Source organism: Pseudomonas sp. PS02290, from assembly GCF_029960075.1.
Lineage (GTDB): Bacteria > Pseudomonadota > Gammaproteobacteria > Pseudomonadales > Pseudomonadaceae > Aquipseudomonas.
In genome coordinates this window covers 1-17,661 of the sequence record NZ_JASCOY010000091.1, presented here as the reverse complement: position 1 = coordinate 17,661, position 17,661 = coordinate 1, and the positions used below count along the sequence as shown (strand labels likewise).

The window sequence follows — 17,661 nt, the reverse complement described above, 5'->3', positions numbered from 1 at the left end:
GTCCCATAGAAGCTGATATTTATAGCCTGCCTCTGCACCCTCCCAGACCTTCAAGTCAACAGTGATTGGGCTATCAAGTGCTGTAACTGGGATTAATCCAAAGTCGTCTTGATCGTGAAACGCGACTGCAATGTCTGGCGCTTCGATTGAAACTGGCGCGCGGCCGGATCGGGTGGAAATGATGGTGGGTGTCTGTTTTACATTATTCATAAAATTTCCTCGTAGTTCTTATTTGCGATTTCCGACATGGTTCGGATCGCATGTCGTTGAACTGGATTTCCCTAGTTCCCAATCTAACTAATACTAAAAATCACCGGGTGGCAACGTAGACTTTGACCCGCCCTCGTAGGACTAAAGGCCTCTATGTAGGACGTATCCAAACCACTGTTAAAAAGGTCATGCCGCTTTCTTGAGCGTCATGCCCTAAACATAAGCCCTTTCGGTTTTTTAACGTAGGACGTGTAGCTCAAATATTTGGGAAAAATCCTACACAATATTTTTTTAAATTTTTTTCTAGCCCTATCTACAATCCGCAGACTTCAGGCTTCATGATTTGGAGGAAGTCTCGTGTCAGCAGTACAAAGCTTGGTAAGTTTCAGATGTAGTTTGCTCGCACTCTCGGTGGGGCTTATGGGTCCGGTTGTGAGTCTAAATTCGGTACATGCAAGCGAACTGTTACTAACAACAGGCCCGATCGCTGCGGGTGTCAGGAAAACCCTGCTTGAAGTCGCAGGTGTAAAACGAGAAGTCACGGTGGTGGACGGGGTCATCCAAACCGTGGGCGCATCGAGCGGCCTCGCCAGCTATAGCGTGATCAATGATGGTGTCATCAATATTCTTCCGGGCGGAGTTGCTGACTGGGTGGGTGTAGATAAGTCAACCTTGAACGTTCAAGATGGGGAGGTTAAAGGAGGTGTAGAGATTTTTGGTGGTCAAGCCAACATAAATGATGCAAGCGTCATGCGGAGCGATCGCGCGGCTCTAGAGCTCATCATGAATGTAAAAGATCCAACCACGCTTTCCACCGCCCATGTTTCAGGTAGCACAATTAAAGGAGCCGGCTACGGGATCATGGTGTCTGCCATGGGTGAAATCTGGTTGAAGTCCACGCAGGTTGAAGGCTTAGGCACTTCAGCATCCTTGGCCGGAAACGGGGGCTTGAAGTTGTCGGGTGGCGTCGCACATGTGCTTGAAGGCAGCCATGTGATCGGAGAGGACAGCGGAGTTAATGTAATCAACGGAACGCACGGTCTCGTGAGTCAGACCAATCTTTTGGAAATCAATGCGTCCACAATTACGGCGCAAACGGGCTCCGCGATCGAGGTGACAAGGCGGTCGGAAACGGCCGCTGACAAGACCACTGCGGATATCCTCATCGCTGATAATGCGAAATTGGAGGCAGGCAACGGTGTTCTGATTGATGTCAATCAAGAAAGCACCGCGAACGTCAAAGTGATCAACAGCACCCTCTCCGGTGATTTCGTCGCCGACGACACCAGCACCTTCAATGTGGTGCTGCGCAATCACGGGCAGTTGAACGGGAATATCGTCAATGGCAATTCCGTAACCATCGATTCCAATGGCCGCTGGCAGCTTGCGGCGGATAACGGCGTTAACTCGCTTGCGATGGATGGCGGCAGTGTCGGCTTCACCGGAGACGGCTTTCATTCGCTTTCGCTGAGCAAGCTGTCCGGCTCCGGGCTGTTCGATATGCGTATCAACCTGGACGACGGCACCGGTGATTTGCTCAACGTGAATGGGGAAGCCTCGGGTAGGCATCGTCTGCGTGTTCAGAACACTGGCACCGAAGCCGTCCCTGCCGAGTTCGATCCGCTGCGGGTGGTTCACACCGAAGGCGGGGATGCCGAGTTCGGGCTGGTGGGCGGTCGGGCGGATCTTGGGGTGTATTCCTACGAGCTTGAGCGACAGGGGACGGACTGGTTCATCGTCGGGTCCGGCAAGGAGATCAGCCCGTCCACGAAAAGTGCGCTGGCGTTGTTCAACACAGCACCGACAGTGTGGAACAGCGAGTTGACGACGTTGCGCAGTCGCATGGGTGAAGTGCGTGGCCAGGAGCAGGGCGGCGGCTGGATGCGGACGTATGGCAGTCGCTTCAATGCGGCGCTGGATTCCGGCGTTGACTACAGCCAGAAGCAGCAGGGGCTGTCTTTCGGTGCGGATGCGCCGGTGCCGGTGGGCAACGGTCAGCTGTTGCTCGGTTTGATGGGGGGTTACAGCAAGTCGGATCTGGACATCGGCCGAGGCACTTCGGGCCAGGTCGACAGCTACTACATGGGCGCGTATGGCACGTGGTTGTCGGAGGGCGGTTATTACCTGGACGGCGTGCTGAAACTCAACCAGTTCCATAACGAGTCCAAAGTAGCGATGAGCGATGGCACCAAGGCCAAGGGCGACTACAGCAGCAAGGCGTTGGGCGGGTCGCTGGAAGTCGGTAAGCATATAAAGCTGGCCGATGAGTATTTCGTGGAGCCTTTTGCGCAGCTGTCCAGCGTCTGGATCGATGGCAGCAGTTACACGCTGGACAACGGCATGCAGGCCAGAACCACCCAGACGCAGTCGGTGCTGGGTAAAGTCGGCAGTACCGTGGGACGCAGCTTCGCCCTGAAGGACGGCGGCGTTGTCAAACCGTACGCACGGGTGGCGTGGGCCCACGAGTTCTCCCGCAGTAATGACGTCAGCGTGAACGGTCAGCGTTTCGACAACGATCTGTTTGGCTCCCGGGCGGAACTGGGCGCCGGCGTTTCGGTGTCGCTGTCCGAGCGACTTCAGGTGCACGCTGATTTCGATTACATGAAGGGTGAGCATGTCGAGCAGCCTTGGGGTGCGAACGTGGGCGTGCGTCTGGCGTTCTGACGCGCGCGTCAGCTAGTTGAAACGCGGTTTTGAAGCCCCGGCTGCAGCGATGCAGTCGGGGCTTTTTTACGTGGGCTTAGGGTTTTGGCTGCATCCGGCGCCGTCGCGGTGGACGGCCCGGAGGCGAGCCTTTGCCGCGTCGCTTCCTCAGGCGCGGCAAGTTGACGGTCAGCGTTTCCGAAATGCCGACGAGCTTGGCGCGCCGTACCACTTCATAGCGCACCTCGACGCATCCGCTTTCGTAGTCCGCCAGGGTTTCATTGTTGAGGTACTGAACCAGGCGAGGGCCTTTGCGGCCTTCTACCTTGCCGATGGTGGTGTAGAAGGTGTTGTGGCCCCAGCGCAGCTTCAGGTGATCCCCGAACCACAGCTTCGGTGAGCGCGGGATATTGATGTAGATGCCCACGTGCAGCTGTGCGTCGGTCGGGCCTTCGGGGTCGGCACCGGTGATGAAAGGCGCTTCGAATACCGGCGCCGGAGGCGGGTGCTTCATCTCGTGATGCCAGGGAAATCCCGGGGCATTCTGAAGCTGGCCGGCGTAGACCAACGCCTGTTCAGCCGCACTCTTGCCCGCGGGCGGTATTGCCTGCAGATCTTCGTAGAGCGGGATGGAACTCTTGTCGGGTGATTTGCCTTTCTTCCTGCGGGTAGTTCTCGGGTTAGGCAGTGTTACCTTGTTATCGTTATCGGACTCATTCGGCTGCGAGTGGGGTGGCGGCTGGATATCCGTTTCATCTTCCATTGGAACTCCTTGATCAGATCGCTAGTGCGAGGATTACAGGATTGGGTGTTGGCGCTTGCTTGTAGGACTGCGGCGCTGCACATGCCTATGATCGATTCGAAAAATAGGACTGTCAAACAAGCGAAGTGCATGGGATTGCATGGCTTCTCCGAAAAAAATTCGTGGTTGAATATATTTTTGATATGTGAATTCGGCGCTTTTCACGGTGTTTTTGAGCGATTTAAATAATTATGTATCGCGCGTAGTCTATAAAATTTTGATAGTCCATCAGACGCTTCCTACGGAGATGTAGGTTCTGTGGAATCGAGATGCCAAAAAATAATTTAAATTATTTTTCGCTGGCGATTTTGTTGACAAAACCTCCACGCATTAGCGTGGAGGTGGTTACTTTTGGTATTCAGTTGAATAGCGGAAAAGCTGGTTACAATTTAAGTGAAACCAGGGTCGGCAGGCTGGTGATGGATGCATTCCCGGCCCGGTCGGTGACGACGTACTCGATGGACACGGTTTCGGCTGCATGGGTTAGCAGGTCTTCGCGGCTGAAAGCGATTTCGACGGGCCGGAGGGTGAGCTCATCCGTCTCGACCAGATGGGACGGGCCTTCAACGCCGTTGAGTAATGTCTGGATGACATCGCCCGGTTCCATGCCGGCGTAGCCAGGGAGGAGGCCAATGAGTTGATCGCCGAAGGTGGCGGTGGGGAAGATGAGGGGAGCGAGGAGGGTGGCGCCGGGTTTGGTGCGGTCGACCTTTAGCGCTGCTGCAGGAGATTCGCGAGTCACGCCATTGATATTATTTGTAGCCTGATAGCTGAGGGAATAACTGCGACTTTCACATAGCAGATGTTGACTTAGCTCAAGTTGTACCATTTCTCCAGGCTGCTGTTCGCCTACGACCATCGGGACTCCAATCGGATCTCCATCAAGTCGTAGTTGAACAATATAGCCTGGACGCGCTCCATTCCAAATGATGATTTCAACGGGGATGGGTTGAGTTAAATCCACGATTTGTAAGAGGCCGTCGATAGGGCTCGCTTTGGTGACCAGCGGGGCGCTGAAAGGAAATTGCTCATTCATAAGTTTCTCCATCAAGCACACCCCTCCACTTTCATCCGCAGAAAGAGTGCGCATTAAATTGATTGTCCAGATCAACAAATACTCCACCCGAGGTGGTAACTATTTATCGTCTTTCAACAATCAACTAATAGAGTTCTACAAATCCTGTCAACAGCCAAACCCCTGCTCCAAACCAAAAAAAGCTTCCCCAAATGATTTTCAGAAATGCCCTACTTAAACCCCAACACAAACAAAAAGGCCCCGGCAGACAATCTGCCGGGGCCTTCGCATAACCCACTGACACTCAGCGGTTAAAGCGTTCCACTAAGGAGTATTGCGTGTGAGCAGTTTGGGTCAGTTCGGCACTGAGCGTGGCAGAGCGACGGGCTTCGTCAGAGGTCTGGTCCGCCAGGTGCGCGATGGTGCTGATATTGCGGCTGACCTCTTCTGCCACCGAGCTTTGCTCTTCGGTGGCGGCGGCGATCTGCGTGGTCATGTCGGTGATGTTGGCCACTGCGTCGCTGATACCTACCAACGCCCTGTCGGCTTCCATGACCTGCTCGACGCCTTCTTCGGCCTGGCGCCGGCCTGTGTTCATGGTCTGAACCGCGTTGGTAGCCGTCTGTTGCAGCTGGGCGATGAGGGCATGGATCTGGCCGGTCGACTCGGTGGTGCGTTGCGCCAGTTGGCGGACTTCATCGGCGACGACAGCAAAGCCGCGACCCATTTCGCCCGCGCGGGCGGCTTCGATGGCCGCGTTCAACGCCAGCAGGTTGGTCTGGTCGGCGATCCCTTTGATGACATCGACAACGCCACCAATCTCGTCGCTGTCTTTCGCGAGCTGGGTCACGGTCAGGCCTGTTTCGCCCACTGAGGCCGACAGGCGCTGGATGGCTTCGCGGGTGTCGCTGGCGATCTCGCGGCCGCGACGGGTCAGTTCGTTGGCCTGTTGCGTGGCGTCAGCGGTGCGCTGCACGTGATTGGCCACTTCCTGGGTGGTCGCGGCCATCTGGTTGACGGCGGTGGCGACCTGTTCGGTTTCCACGCGCTGACGTTCCAGGCCGGTGGAGCTGGCCTGCGCGAGGGTGTCGGACTGACGGGCCTGGTCGTTGAGGTGTTCGGCGGTGTCCTGCAGGCGGGTGAGGCAGGTCTTGAGACGCGCTTCCTGGCTGAGGATCGACATCTCCAGCCGCGCCTGTGCGCCGCGACTGTCGGTGTACATCTGCGCGATCAACGGGTCGGAGGTGGTTTGCTCGGCCAGACGCAGCAGGCGCTTGAGGCCACGCTGTTGCCAGCTCAACCCCAGCAGGCCAAGCGGTACGGACACTGCGGCGGCGAGCAGGAAGCCCCAATGGGAATTCAGCCACACGCCAATCAAAAAACTCACCTGGCTCACCAGGATGAACGGCAGCCAGTCCTGCAACAGCGGCAGCCACTTGTCACGGCTTGGCACCGCGCTTTTGCCGCTGTTCAGACGTTTGTAGAGCGATTCGGCGCGACGCACCTGTTCAGCGGTCGGCTTGATACGCACGGACTCGAAGCCCACGACCTGTTTGTTCTCGAAGACTGGCGTGACGTAAGCGTTGACCCAATAGTGGTCGCCGTTCTTGCAGCGGTTCTTGACGATCCCCATCCACGGCTGGCCCTGCTTGAGGGTGGCCCACATGTGTTCGAATACCGCTGTCGGCACGTCCGGATGGCGCACGGTGTTGTGCGGCGATTTGATCAATTCATCTTGGGAAAAACCGCTGATTTCAATGAAGGCGTCGTTGCAATAGGTGATGACGCCGCGCGCATCGGTGGTGGAGATCAACCGTTGCTGCGCCGGGAAGGTCCGTTCGCGTTGAGTGATGGGCTGGTTATTTCGCATGAGCTATTCGATCCAGGAAGGCTGTGAAGGGTTATCGGCCCGAAGCGAAAAAAATTAAGCTTTTGTGAACTGCGTCATAGGTTGGGTGTCGCGGGCGGTCGCTTCAGCGATCGAACATCGGATAGGTGAACAGGCTGAAATGCAGCAGGTTCAGACCGAAATGGGTGAGGACCGCAGCGGGCAGGCCGCCCAGTCGATAAGCCACGCCGTAACCCACGCCTGCGAGGCCCGCCAGAAGCGCCCATTCCCAGCCAGCACCGATGTGCGCAAGACCGAACAGCAGCGAGGCTGTCCCGATGGCCAGGGCGTCGTGGCAGGGCAAGTGTTGCAGCCATCTTTTCAGGCCGCCTTGCAGGTAACCGCGAAAGAGCAGTTCCTCGGTCAGCGCGACCAACAGCAGGTTGTTCAGCGCCCAGATGCCTGTTTGCTCGGGCCACTTGGGCGACCAGCCGACGAGGCCCAGCAGCAGCGCCGTTGATAAACACGCTGCTGCGGTGACGGGCAAGGCGATGCTGGTGACGCCCAGCCAGCGTCGGGGACTGAACGCGATAAACACCCAGGGGCAGGCGATGGCGATCCAGAAGCCAATAAGGGGCTTGTCGAGATTCAGGTACATCGAATACGGCGCGGCCTCGGGGCTGAGGCGCACGCCGGCAATCGCCCTTGCGCTGAGGAAACCGGGCAGCCAGTGACTGGCCAGCCCCGCTGCCATGGCAATAAGCAGGGCGTGGCCGAAGAGGCGCACGGCGCGGTGCTGGAAATGGCTGACGCAGATGCCGGCCATGATCAGCAGTCCGAACGTGATGACCACGGGAACGCTGAGCTGGCCGTAGAGCAGCGCCAGGCAGTAGCCGAGAGAGAGCAGAAGGAGGGAAGTCCAGCGTTGCACCGACATGAAGTCGTCCTTGAGCGTCGGAATAGGCTGGCGATTTTAACGTTGATTAAACGCGTGTGTATGTCGGATCAACGGGGAGCGGGTCCGATTGTTTCGTGGATGCAGGGCGGAGGTCGTGTAGGGCGTTTCTGATGACGAGGGATTTGGGTTAGACGCTGGCAATTTGCGGTGAGGCAGACGACGCCTTCCCGGCTAAAGCCGGTCCCACTAACAGCACGCGATGTGCCCGTAGGACCGGCTTCAGCCGGGAAGAGGCCGGTTTGAGCGCCATTGATATTGCGTTGTGGCATCTTACGCCTTCCCGGCTAAAGCCAGTCCCACTCACAGCGAGACCGGCTTCAGACGGGATGAGGCTCAGGAAGCAATCAGCTGCCGCAACACGTAATGCAGAATCCCTCCCGCCTTGAAGTATTCCACTTCATTCAGGGTATCGATCCGGCACAGCACGTTGATGGTTTCCTGCTGCCCGTCCTCCCCGGTGATCTGCACCGCCAGGCTCATGCCCGGTTGCAGCGTGGCGCCGGTGAGCCCGATGATGTTCAGCACTTCCTTGCCGGTCAGGCCCAGGGTTTTGCGGCTTTCGCCCGCCTTGAACTGCAGCGGCAGGACGCGCATGCCGACCAGGTTGGAACGGTGGATGCGCTCGAAGCTCTCGGCGATGACCGCCTTGACGCCCAGCAGATTCGTGCCTTTCGCCGCCCAGTCGCGACTGGAGCCCGTGCCGTATTCCTGACCGGCAATGACCACCAGCGGCGTGCCTTCTTCCTGATAACGCATGGCCGCGTCATAGATCGGCAGCTTCTCGTCGGTGGGCACGTGCAGCGTGTAGCCGCCCTCTTCGCCGCCGAGCATTTCGTTGCGAATGCGGATGTTGGCGAAGGTGCCGCGCATCATCACTTCATGGTTGCCGCGCCGCGAGCCGTAGGAGTTGAAGTCCTTGTATTCCACGCCCTTGCTGCGCAGATAACGCCCGGCCGGGCTATCGAGCTTGATGTTGCCGGCGGGGGAAATGTGGTCAGTGGTCACCGAGTCGCCCAGTACCGCCAGCACGCGAGCCTGCTGCACGTCGGCGATGACTGGCAGCGGGCCGGCGACGTCCTCGAAAAACGGCGGGTGCTGAATGTAGGTCGAGTCCGCCTGCCAGACGTAGGTCGCCGCCTCGGGCACCTCGATGGCCTGCCACTGCTCGTCACCGGCAAACACCTCGGCGTATTCCTTGTGGAACATGCCGGTGCTGACGTTCATGACCGCGTCGGCGATTTCCTGCTGGGTCGGCCAGATGTCACGCAGGTACACCGGCTGGCCGTCGCTGCCTTCGCCCAGGGGTTCGCTGCTCAGGTCGGTGCGCACGGTGCCGGCCAAGGCGTAAGCGACCACCAGCGGCGGCGAGGCCAGCCAGTTGGTTTTCACCAGCGGGTGCACGCGGCCCTCGAAATTGCGGTTGCCCGAGAGCACCGACGCGACGGTCAGGTCCGACTGCTGAATGGCTTTTTCAATCGGGTCAGGAAGCGGCCCTGAGTTGCCGATGCAGGTGGTACAGCCGTAACCCACCAGGTCGAAGCCCAACTGATCGAGATACTGGGTGAGACCAGCCGCGTTGTAGTAGTCGGTCACCACCTTCGAGCCGGGCGCCAGCGAGCTCTTCACCCAGGGTTTGCGCGTCAAACCTTTTTGCACAGCTTTTTTCGCCAGCAGCCCTGCCGCCATCATCACGCTGGGGTTGGAGGTGTTGGTGCAGGACGTGATCGCCGCGATGACCACCGCACCGTTCTTCAGGCGATAGGTCTGGCCGTTGTATTCATACTCAGCCTCGCCCACCTGTGCCGCATTGCCCACCGCGACACCACCGCCGCCTTCGCTTTCCAGTCGGCCTTCTTCGTGTTTGCTCGGGCTGACCGCCAGGCCCAGGAAGTCGCTGAAGGCCTTGGACACATCGGGAAGGGCGACGCGGTCTTGCGGACGTTTTGGCCCCGCAAGGCTGGCCACGACGGAACCCATGTCCAGCTCCAGCGCATCGGTGAACGCCGGTTCCTGACCGGGCAGGCGCCACAGGCCCTGGGCCTTGCAATAGGCCTCAACCAATTGCACCGTTTCGTCCGGACGCCCCGACAGGCGCAGGTAATCCAGCGTGACGTCGTCGACCGGGAAGAACCCACACGTCGCGCCGTATTCCGGGGCCATGTTGGCGATGGTGGCCCGGTCCGCCAGCGGCAGGTCCGCCAGGCCATCGCCATAGAATTCGACGAACTTACCGACCACGCCTTTCTTGCGCAGCATTTGCGTCACGGTCAGCACCAGGTCAGTGGCGGTGATGCCTTCGCGCAGTTTGCCGGTGAGCTTGAAGCCGATGACTTCCGGAATCAGCATCGACACCGGCTGGCCGAGCATGGCCGCTTCCGCTTCGATGCCGCCGACGCCCCAGCCGAGTACGCCGAGGCCGTTGATCATCGTGGTGTGGGAGTCGGTACCGACCAGCGTATCCGGGAAGGCGTAGGTGCGGCCGTCTTCTTCCTTGGTCCACACGGTGCGGCCAAGGTATTCCAGGTTGACCTGGTGGCAGATCCCGGTGCCCGGCGGCACCACGCTGAAGTTATCGAACGCATTCTGGCCCCAGCGCAGGAACGCATAGCGCTCGCCGTTGCGCTGCATCTCGATGTCGACGTTCTCGCCGAAGGCCTTGTCGTCGCCGAAGCGGTCAACCATGACCGAGTGGTCGATGACCAGATCCACCGGCGACAGCGGGTTGATGCGCTGCGGATCGCCACCGGCCTTGGCTACGGCGGCGCGCATGGCGGCGAGGTCAACCACCGCCGGCACGCCGGTGAAATCCTGCATCAGCACGCGCGCGGGGCGGTACTGGATTTCCCGATGGGATTTGCGCTCCACCAGCCAGTCGGCGAGGGCCTTGAGGTCGTCGCCGGTCACCGTGTGGTTGTCTTCCCAGCGCAGCAGGTTTTCCAGCAGCACCTTGAGCGACATCGGCAGTTTGTCGAGATCGCCCAGCGTGCGCGCGGCATCCGGGAGGCTGAAGTAGTGGTAGGTCTTGTTGCTGACTTCGAGGGTTTTGAGGCTTTTCAGGCTATCGAGGGAGGGCATGACTGACTCCTTGACGGTCCGTGCAGTACGCGCGGACGGGCGATCGACGGTAAGACGGGTCTTGCTTCGGCGCTCTGGGCGGCGCCTTTGAATGTTCATTGAGTAGTACTGGACCCACCGGCTAAGCCAGTGGTTCCTGATTCGGCTATCATGCGCCGCTTTCGAGTCATTGAGGTTAGTCCTCATGTACAGCTTGCGCCGCGACCCGATTCGTGGCGCGCGAGGAGACCGTCCCGTGAACACCCTTTTCATGCATTGCCGCCCCGGCTTCGAAAGCGAGGTCTGCTCGGAACTCAGCGAGCACGCCGCTCGCCTTGAGGTGTCCGGCTACGCCAAGGCCAAGACTGACGCCGCCTGTGCCGAATTCATCTGCACCGAGGCCGATGGCGCGGAACGGCTGATGAATAGCCTGAAGTTCCGCGAGCTGATTTTCCCCCGGCAGTGGGCCCGTGGCGTGTTTGTCCAGCTTCCCGAAACCGACCGCATCAGCGTAATCCTCGAGCACATGGCCGGCTTTGCGCCGTATGGCAGCCTGTGGCTGGAAGTGGTCGACACCAACGACGGCAAGGAGCTCTCGACCTTCTGCCGCAAGTTCGAAGCACCGTTGCGCAAGGCGCTGGAGAAGGCCGGCAAACTGGTCGACAACCCGAGCCTGCCGCGTTTGCTGCTGACGTTCAAAAGCGGGCGCGAAGTGTTCCTCGGGCTGGCCGACGCAGATAATTCAGCGATGTGGCCCATGGGCATTCCACGCCTGAAATTTCCCCGGGAAGCGCCGAGCCGCTCCACCCTCAAGCTGGAAGAGGCCTGGCACCACTTCATCCCCCGGGATCAGTGGGACGAGCGTCTGTCGGGCGACATGACCGGCGTCGACCTCGGTGCAGCCCCCGGTGGCTGGACCTATCAACTGGTGCGGCGCGGCATGCTGGTCACCGCCATCGATAACGGACCGATGGCCGAAAGCCTGATGGACACCGGACTGGTCCAGCACTTGATGGCAGACGGCTTTACCTTCAAGCCGCGTCAGCCGGTGGACTGGATGGTCTGCGACATCGTCGAGAAGCCCGCACGCAACGCCGCGCTGCTGGAAACCTGGCTGGGCGAGGGCTTGTGCCGCGAAGCGGTGGTCAATCTGAAGTTGCCGATGAAACAGCGCTATGCCGAAGTGCGGCGTTTGCTGGAGCGCATCGAAGACGGCTTCAAGGCGCGCGGCGTCAAGGTCTCGATTGGTTGCAAACAGCTGTACCACGACCGCGAAGAAGTGACCTGCCATCTGCGGCGGCTGGACATGAAACGCAAGGGCTGACGTCGGTTTGAATCCGCTGCCACGCTGTCCATAATCAGCGGTGCGCGCCTGCGGGGCGAAGAGAAGGGGAGATGCAATGAGCGCTGAACACAATGGACCTGATGCCGACATCCTCATCGTCGGCGGTGGCCTCAGCGGCACGATGCTGGCGGTGCAGCTGCTGCGCCTGCCGGGGCAACGGCGCATCGTCATCGTCGAGTCACGAAGCGAGTTGGGCCGGGGTGAGGCATACAGCGCGACCGAGCTGGGCCACACGCTGAATGGCAACGCCGCGCGCATGAGCGTCGACCCGGACGACGTCGACGATCTGACCCGCTGGCTGACCGACTACATCGCCGCCGGCGGCTGGCCGGAGTCTGATCAGCAGCACGTGCCGGTGGCCGAGCTGTTTCCGCCCCGCGGGATTTTCGGTCTGTACGTCCAGCAGCGCCTGGCCGAGGCCCGGGTGATCGGCGAGCGCTGCGGTTCGACCGTCGAGCACGTGCGCGGCGAAGTCACCGACCTGCAGACTGACGCAGCCGGCATACGCCTGACCCTCGCCAACGGTGAGCACCTCACCGGTCGCTTCGGCGTACTGGCGACGGGCATGTTCGCCGCCGCGCGCACGCCCCAGCGCGATTCAAATGCCCTTAATGCCGCCGCTGTTGATCCGTGGGACGTCAACGCCATGGGCCAGCTCGACACTCAGGGCCGCGTGCTGATCATCGGCTCGGGGCTGACCATGGTCGACGCCGTGGTGTCCCTGGAGCAAGCCGGTCACCGTGGGCCCATCGACGTGTTTTCCCGCCACGGCCTGCTGCCCCATGTGCGCCGTCAGCCTCCGACATGGCCGGACTTCCTCGCCGCCGACCCGAACATTCGCAGTACCCGGCAACTGGTCAGGGCCTTGCGCGAGCAGTGCGCGCAAGCGGCGGAGCAGGGCATCGACTGGCAGGCGCCGCTCGACACCGTGCGCGTGCATATTCCACGGCTGTGGAGTCAGGCGTCTCACCTGCAGCGCCGCCAATTCGTACGCCATGTCCGTCCGTGGTGGGAAAGCCATCACCACCGCTCGCCGCCGCCCAGCGCGCACTTGCTGGACCGGCTGATCGACGAAGGGCGCCTGCACATCCACGCCGCGTCGTTGCTCAGCGTTGAGGGCGCCGAGGCCGGACAGGTCTCCATCAGCGTTCGCTATCGCGGCCAGGACACGGCCAGCAAAGAGAGCGGCGCAGCGCTGATTAACTCGACCGGCATTCAATACGACTGGCGCCGGGTCGACCGTGCCCTCCCGCGCAATCTGCTGGCGCGCGGCCTGATTCAGCCGGGGCCGCTGGCGCTGGGCATTGCCGCCGATGCGGGGGGCGCGGTCATGGACGCCGAAGGGCGTGCCTCAACGCGGCTTTATGCCATGGGCCCGCCCTTGCGTGGTCTGTGGTGGGAAAGCACCGCCGTGACCGACGTGGCGTTGCAGGCCAAAGCGCTGGCGGCACGATTGGCGGCGTTGAGCACCGTACCGTCGTGAAGCCGCAGGAAATTGTGTCGACCACGACACACTTTCCGCAGCCCCTCCTAAAGCACGCTCCGAACGAGCCGAAAGCCCGTTATCGACCCGGTAAGACCGCCCGCTTTTCATCAAGAGGCGACAGGGACGTCAGCGAGTGCACAGGGCTATGGAGGCCATCGTTCATGTTGAGCTTGAGTTTCAGAAATCCTGCGGAGGCAGCACTGCTGCTGCCGCCCTCCGTCGCGTCCACTTCTACAGCCGCCGACGACGCAAGTCAGACCGCCAGCGCCGCCGAGCAGGTGCCCCAGGGCATCGAAGTGCTGCTCTCGCCGGACGCGCAGAAGGTGGCGAAGAAGGGTGACAAGAACGCCGACATCGACGCCACCCACTTGCCTGACCGGATCAAGGAGCAGCTCAAGCTGATCCGCTCGATTCAGGAGCGCATTGCCAAACGCATGCAGGACATGCATGCGTTCATGAGCGACCGGTCGCTCTCGCCCCGCGCCCGGGAGGGCAAAATGCGCCAGTTGCAGATGGAAATCATGGCCATGACCAACTCGCTCATTCAGGCCACCAATCAGCTCAATCAAGCGATGCAGCAGATGCATCTGTCACTGGCGGACCAGACGTTGGCCGGCACCCTGGTCAGTCCGCAGAATCTTCAATCCTGATCCAGCAGGCGCGGCCCGGCGCCTTGCTCGCTCAGGCTGTCGCCGAAGTTGCGCAGCGGGCAGGCCTCCATCGACAGGCAGCCGCAGCCGATGCAGCCATTGAGTTGGTCGCGCAGGGCGGTGAGGCGGTTGATGCGTTCATCCAGATCGGTTTTCCAGCGCTCGGATAACCGGGTCCAGTCGTCAAGGCTGGGCGGTCGGTCCTGGGGCAGGGTCTGCAGCGCGGTCTGGATCGTCGCCAGCGGAATGCCCAGGCGCTGGGCGGTTTTGATCAGGGCCACCCGACGCAGCACGTCCCTGGGGTAGCGACGCTGATTGCCGGCGTTGCGCTGGCTGCTGATCAGGCCTTTGGCCTCGTAAAAGCGCAGCGCGGTGATGGCCACGCCGCTGCGGGCGGACAGCTGGCCGACGGTGAGTTCCCGGGCGATGGGCGGGATGTCCTGGGTAAGCATGCAATCTTCCTGTGTGCCGAACGACGCTTGACCTCCAGTTAACTGGAGGTTTTATCCTGCGCAGCATCCCTTGGCCGGACCGCCTTGGCAAGTGGGGCACCGGCGCAAGAAACGTAGGGGGCCATACCGGTTCGCGCAGCATCCTGTTTAGCAACAACCGTCATCTGTGGAGAACGTTCATGACACCAGCAGCCGCCCATCTTCCGTACAGTCAGTTCGTTGAGTTCGCTGTCGACCCGCAGCATCAGGCCGGGCTGGTCGGTGCGCTCAACGAGCGTTTCGAGCAGTTTACGCGGACCTACCCAGGCTTCGTCCGCGCCAGCGTGCAGGTCAGCGAAGACCGTCAGCGGGTGCTGAGCCATGTGCAATGGCTGTCGAAGACCGACTGCGAGCGTGCGTTCGAAAACGCCGAGCAGGGCGAAGGGGACATGTGGGAGTTGATCCGTCGACACCGTGCCACGTCGATGATCTTCAACGCGTACGAAGTGGCGGGGGAAATCGTAGGACCGCGTCAGGGGTGAGCGCAGTCCTACAGGTTGCATCGCTGTGGGATCACACCGATAAATGCAGCATCTGCTCACCCTGGGTCTGTTCACCGGGACGGCGCTTGTTGACGGCCAGTTCGCCAATCTTGATCAGCCGCGCGCGCACGACGTTGCGGCTCAACCCCAGCAATTGCGCGGTGTGCACCTGGTTGTAGTGGCTGAAGCGATAGGCCGCGCGCAACAGGGCGTCTTCGACCTTCTCGTGCAGCGCGCCGGCCTGCTCCTCGAACAGACGCTGGAACGCCCGGGCCAGCAGGGCGTCGGTGGAATCGTCGACGGCGGGGGCTGAGTCTTCCTGGCGTTCAAGGCGCAGGTTCGACAGGCGCAGGTCGCTCGACTGAATCACGCCGTTGCGGCAGATCAGCAGGGTGTGGTGAATGACGTTTTCCAGCTCGCGGATATTCCCCGGCCAGCCGTAGGTGCGCAGCTTGTGCTCGGCATCCGCGCTGATCTGAATCGGTCCGCAACCCAGACGCTGGCTGTAGACGTCGATGAAGTGCCGGCTCAGCGGCATGATGTCCCCCGGCCGTTCGCGCAGGGTGCTCAGCTCCAGATTGACGACATTCAGGCGGTAGAACAGGTCTTCGCGAAAATGCCCGGCGTTGATGGCGCGTTCCAGTTGCACGTTGGTAGCGGCCAGCACCCGCACGTTGATCGGCGTGCTTTTGCGCGAACCCAGCCGCACCACTTCGCGCTCCTGCAGGACGCGCAGCAGTTTGACCTGAATCGCCAGGGGCAGATCGCCGATTTCGTCGAGAAACAGCGTGCCGCCGTTGGCTTCTTCGAACCAGCCGGCCTTGGCGGTGAGGGCGCCGGTGAACGCGCCTTTTTCCTGGCCGAACAGCTCGGCTTCCACCAGCGATTCTGAAAACGCACCGCAGTTGACGGCTACGAACGGCTGGTGGCGACGGCTGCTCAGGTTGTGAATGTGGCGCGCCACCAGCTCTTTGCCGGTGCCGGTTTCGCCCATGATCAGCACGCTGGCATCGCTGGGCGCGACTTGTTCAATGTGGGCCAGCAGCGCCTGGGACCTCGGGTCCTCGAACACCTGCGCGGTGGCGCGAATGGAAGTGGCCAGAGCCGGCGAGGGCGGTAGGGTCAATAGCTGCATGGGGGTCACTTGTGGTTGGAACGGTAAGCTGGCTGTCATGAGGACTCCTTGTCGCGATGGCCGTTGTCGCGCTGGCAGATCAACCGCTTCCCACATGCTGCGCGGGCGCGCAGCAGGCGGTTGTTTTCCAGGGGGGGCGGTGAAACTTACTTCTGCGGCGGCAAGTCGTTGGCAATCATCTCGCCGAACGGGCCGGTGAGGTTGGTGATGCCGCGGCCTGCCAGGCTCCGATACGGCTCGGGCAACAGCGGGAACACCAGCTCGGCGAAGCGATAGGCTTCTTCCAGATGCGGGTAGCCGGAGAAGATGAAGCTTTCGATGCCCAGGTCTGCGTATTCCTTGATCCGCGCGGCGACTTCCTGGGGATTGCCCACCAGCGCCGTGCCCGCACCGCCCCGTACCAGGCCGACGCCGGCCCACAGGTTCGGGGCGATTTCCAGGTTGTCGCGACGACCGTCGTGCAGTGCGGCCATGCGGCGCTGGCCTTCGGAGTCGAACCGCGAGAAGGATTTCTGCGCGGCGGCGATGGTTTCGTCGCTGATGTGCTCGATCAGGGTGTCCGCGGCTTTCCAGGCTTCTTCGCTGGTCTCGCGGACGATGACGTGCAGCCGGATGCCGAACTTGACAGTGCGACCGTTGCGCGCGGCGCGCTCACGCACGTCCGCCAGCTTCTCGGCCACGGCGACAGGGGGCTCGCCCCAGGTGAGATAAACGTCGACCTGCTCAGCGGCCAGTTCATGGGCTGCTTCGGAGGAGCCACCGAAATACAGCGGCGGATAGGGCTTCTGGATCGGCGGGTACAGGGCTTTGGCGTTCTGCACTTTCAGGTGCTTGCCTTCGAAGTCCACGGCTTCGCCCTGCAACACACGGCGCCAGATCTTCAGGAATTCGTCGGTGACTTCGTAGCGCTCGCTGTGATCGAGGAAGCTGCCGTCGCCACGGTTTTCATCCGGGTCGCCACCGGTCACGACGTTGATCAGCAGGCGTCCACCGGACAAACGATCCAGCGTCGCGGCCATGCGCGCGGAGACGGTCGGAGAAATGATCCCCGGTCGGATCGCCACCAGATAACGCAAACGCTCGGTCAGCGGCACGAGGGCCGATGCGATCACCCAGGAGTCTTCGCAGGAGCGGCCGGTCGGAATCAGTACGCCGTGGTAACCCAGATCATCGGCCGCCTGGGCGACCTGCTTCAGGTAATTGAGCGTGACCGGGCGCGCGCCCTTGGTCGTGCCCAGGTAATGGCCGTCGCCGTGTGTCGGTAGAAACCAGAAAACATCCATGAGAAATCCTTCGAGCGGAATCGGTGGGCTTGTGACAAGTGCACCCGTTATAAAGGCTCCGATTTATTCCGTAAAAGAACTGAATCCCATATTTTTATAACCGTTAGAGATATGCCCTGTTTGTTTGGATCTGAAAGGGCTAGTGCGAATGTTTGAGTGGCGAAGCACCTGTAGGAGCGCGCGTTGTGGGACCGGCTTTAGCCGGGAAGGCGTCGGGCGCCACGCCGCAGGATTGAGGGTGTTCACACTGGCCTCTTCCCGGCTGAAGCCGGTCCCACT

General features: G+C 60.9%; 13 protein-coding genes and 1 pseudogene. 5 read left to right on the top strand and 9 right to left on the bottom strand.

The features are described from left to right. Positions 1-210, bottom strand: a pseudogene (locus QMX88_RS24480) (hypothetical protein); the annotation flags it as partial. A 750-nt stretch (positions 211-960) separates the two neighbouring features. Between QMX88_RS24480 and QMX88_RS24475 the strand changes: the two are divergent. Next, positions 961-2,874 carry an autotransporter outer membrane beta-barrel domain-containing protein gene (locus tag QMX88_RS24475; RefSeq protein ID WP_442969492.1) on the top strand — a complete coding sequence of 638 codons (1,914 nt, stop codon included), beginning with the start codon at positions 961-963 and terminating at the stop codon, positions 2,872-2,874. Between the two features lie 76 nt (positions 2,875-2,950). Here QMX88_RS24475 and QMX88_RS24470 read toward each other — a convergent pair whose 3' ends face one another. The 5 genes from QMX88_RS24470 to acnA form a co-directional block, all read right to left on the bottom strand. Further along, positions 2,951-3,616 (bottom strand): hypothetical protein, encoded by a 666-nt coding sequence (locus QMX88_RS24470; protein WP_282372832.1) that lies wholly within the window; start codon positions 3,614-3,616, stop codon positions 2,951-2,953. A 421-nt stretch (positions 3,617-4,037) separates the two neighbouring features. Continuing rightward, positions 4,038-4,691 (bottom strand): hypothetical protein, encoded by a 654-nt coding sequence (locus QMX88_RS24465; protein ID WP_282372831.1) that lies wholly within the window; start codon positions 4,689-4,691, stop codon positions 4,038-4,040. A gap of 283 nt (positions 4,692-4,974) precedes the next feature. Next, positions 4,975-6,540 (bottom strand): methyl-accepting chemotaxis protein, encoded by a 1,566-nt coding sequence (locus QMX88_RS24460; RefSeq protein ID WP_282372830.1) that lies wholly within the window; start codon positions 6,538-6,540, stop codon positions 4,975-4,977. Positions 6,541-6,643: 103 nt separating this feature from the next. Beyond that, positions 6,644-7,435, bottom strand: coding sequence for a CPBP family intramembrane glutamic endopeptidase (locus tag QMX88_RS24455; RefSeq protein WP_282372828.1), 792 nt, complete (start codon positions 7,433-7,435; stop codon positions 6,644-6,646). A gap of 354 nt (positions 7,436-7,789) precedes the next feature. Then, complete coding sequence (acnA, locus tag QMX88_RS24450; RefSeq protein ID WP_282372827.1) at positions 7,790-10,531, bottom strand: aconitate hydratase AcnA; 2,742 nt, start codon at positions 10,529-10,531, stop codon at positions 7,790-7,792. A gap of 235 nt (positions 10,532-10,766) precedes the next feature. Here acnA and rlmM point away from each other — a divergent pair, with 235 nt between their 5' ends. From rlmM to QMX88_RS24435, 3 genes are all read left to right on the top strand, one after another. Further along, a complete protein-coding gene (gene rlmM / locus QMX88_RS24445; protein ID WP_282372826.1) occupies positions 10,767-11,834 on the top strand; it encodes a 23S rRNA (cytidine(2498)-2'-O)-methyltransferase RlmM in 1,068 nt (355 codons plus the stop codon). Between the two features lie 76 nt (positions 11,835-11,910). Beyond that, complete coding sequence (locus QMX88_RS24440; protein WP_282372825.1) at positions 11,911-13,338, top strand: FAD/NAD(P)-binding protein; 1,428 nt, start codon at positions 11,911-11,913, stop codon at positions 13,336-13,338. Between the two features lie 164 nt (positions 13,339-13,502). Next, entirely contained in the window at positions 13,503-13,991 is a 489-nt protein-coding gene (locus QMX88_RS24435) for a hypothetical protein (protein ID WP_282372824.1), read from the top strand. Here the strand turns inward: QMX88_RS24435 and soxR are convergent. Continuing rightward, the gene (gene soxR / locus QMX88_RS24430; protein ID WP_192174229.1) at positions 13,982-14,443 is read right to left on the bottom strand and encodes a redox-sensitive transcriptional activator SoxR; all 462 of its coding nucleotides are present in this window, start codon (positions 14,441-14,443) and stop codon (positions 13,982-13,984) included. The two genes, QMX88_RS24435 and soxR, sit on opposite strands and share 10 nt — an antisense overlap. Positions 14,444-14,622: 179 nt before the next feature. Between soxR and QMX88_RS24425 the strand changes: the two genes are divergently transcribed. Further along, positions 14,623-14,964: an antibiotic biosynthesis monooxygenase gene (locus QMX88_RS24425; RefSeq protein WP_192174230.1), complete on the top strand. Its 342-nt coding sequence runs from the start codon at positions 14,623-14,625 to the stop codon at positions 14,962-14,964. 31 nt (positions 14,965-14,995) lie between these two features. Here QMX88_RS24425 and QMX88_RS24420 read toward each other — a convergent pair whose 3' ends face one another. Together QMX88_RS24420 and ssuD are read right to left on the bottom strand one after the other, a co-directional pair. After that, the gene (locus QMX88_RS24420) at positions 14,996-16,099 is read right to left on the bottom strand and encodes a sigma-54 interaction domain-containing protein (protein ID WP_282372823.1); all 1,104 of its coding nucleotides are present in this window, start codon (positions 16,097-16,099) and stop codon (positions 14,996-14,998) included. Between the two features lie 146 nt (positions 16,100-16,245). Further along, positions 16,246-17,382, bottom strand: coding sequence for an FMNH2-dependent alkanesulfonate monooxygenase (ssuD, locus tag QMX88_RS24415; RefSeq protein ID WP_282372822.1), 1,137 nt, complete (start codon positions 17,380-17,382; stop codon positions 16,246-16,248). Positions 17,383-17,661 lie beyond the last annotated feature (279 nt).

What these genes read in the sequence shown, in the direction of transcription:
- QMX88_RS24475 (WP_442969492.1), top strand. Translation starts at nt 961, where the DNA reads ATGCGGAGCGATCGCGCGGCTCTAGAGCTCATCATGAATGTAAAAGAT.
- QMX88_RS24470 (WP_282372832.1), bottom strand. Translation starts at nt 3,616, where the DNA reads ATGGAAGATGAAACGGATATCCAGCCGCCACCCCACTCGCAGCCGAAT.
- QMX88_RS24465 (WP_282372831.1), bottom strand. Translation starts at nt 4,691, where the DNA reads ATGAATGAGCAATTTCCTTTCAGCGCCCCGCTGGTCACCAAAGCGAGC.
- QMX88_RS24460 (WP_282372830.1), bottom strand. Translation starts at nt 6,540, where the DNA reads ATGCGAAATAACCAGCCCATCACTCAACGCGAACGGACCTTCCCGGCG.
- QMX88_RS24455 (WP_282372828.1), bottom strand. Translation starts at nt 7,435, where the DNA reads ATGTCGGTGCAACGCTGGACTTCCCTCCTTCTGCTCTCTCTCGGCTAC.
- acnA (WP_282372827.1), bottom strand. Translation starts at nt 10,531, where the DNA reads ATGCCCTCCCTCGATAGCCTGAAAAGCCTCAAAACCCTCGAAGTCAGC.
- QMX88_RS24440 (WP_282372825.1), top strand. Translation starts at nt 11,911, where the DNA reads ATGAGCGCTGAACACAATGGACCTGATGCCGACATCCTCATCGTCGGC.
- QMX88_RS24435 (WP_282372824.1), top strand. Translation starts at nt 13,503, where the DNA reads ATGTTGAGCTTGAGTTTCAGAAATCCTGCGGAGGCAGCACTGCTGCTG.
- soxR (WP_192174229.1), bottom strand. Translation starts at nt 14,443, where the DNA reads ATGCTTACCCAGGACATCCCGCCCATCGCCCGGGAACTCACCGTCGGC.
- QMX88_RS24425 (WP_192174230.1), top strand. Translation starts at nt 14,623, where the DNA reads ATGACACCAGCAGCCGCCCATCTTCCGTACAGTCAGTTCGTTGAGTTC.
- QMX88_RS24420 (WP_282372823.1), bottom strand. Translation starts at nt 16,099, where the DNA reads ATGCAGCTATTGACCCTACCGCCCTCGCCGGCTCTGGCCACTTCCATT.
- ssuD (WP_282372822.1), bottom strand. Translation starts at nt 17,382, where the DNA reads ATGGATGTTTTCTGGTTTCTACCGACACACGGCGACGGCCATTACCTG.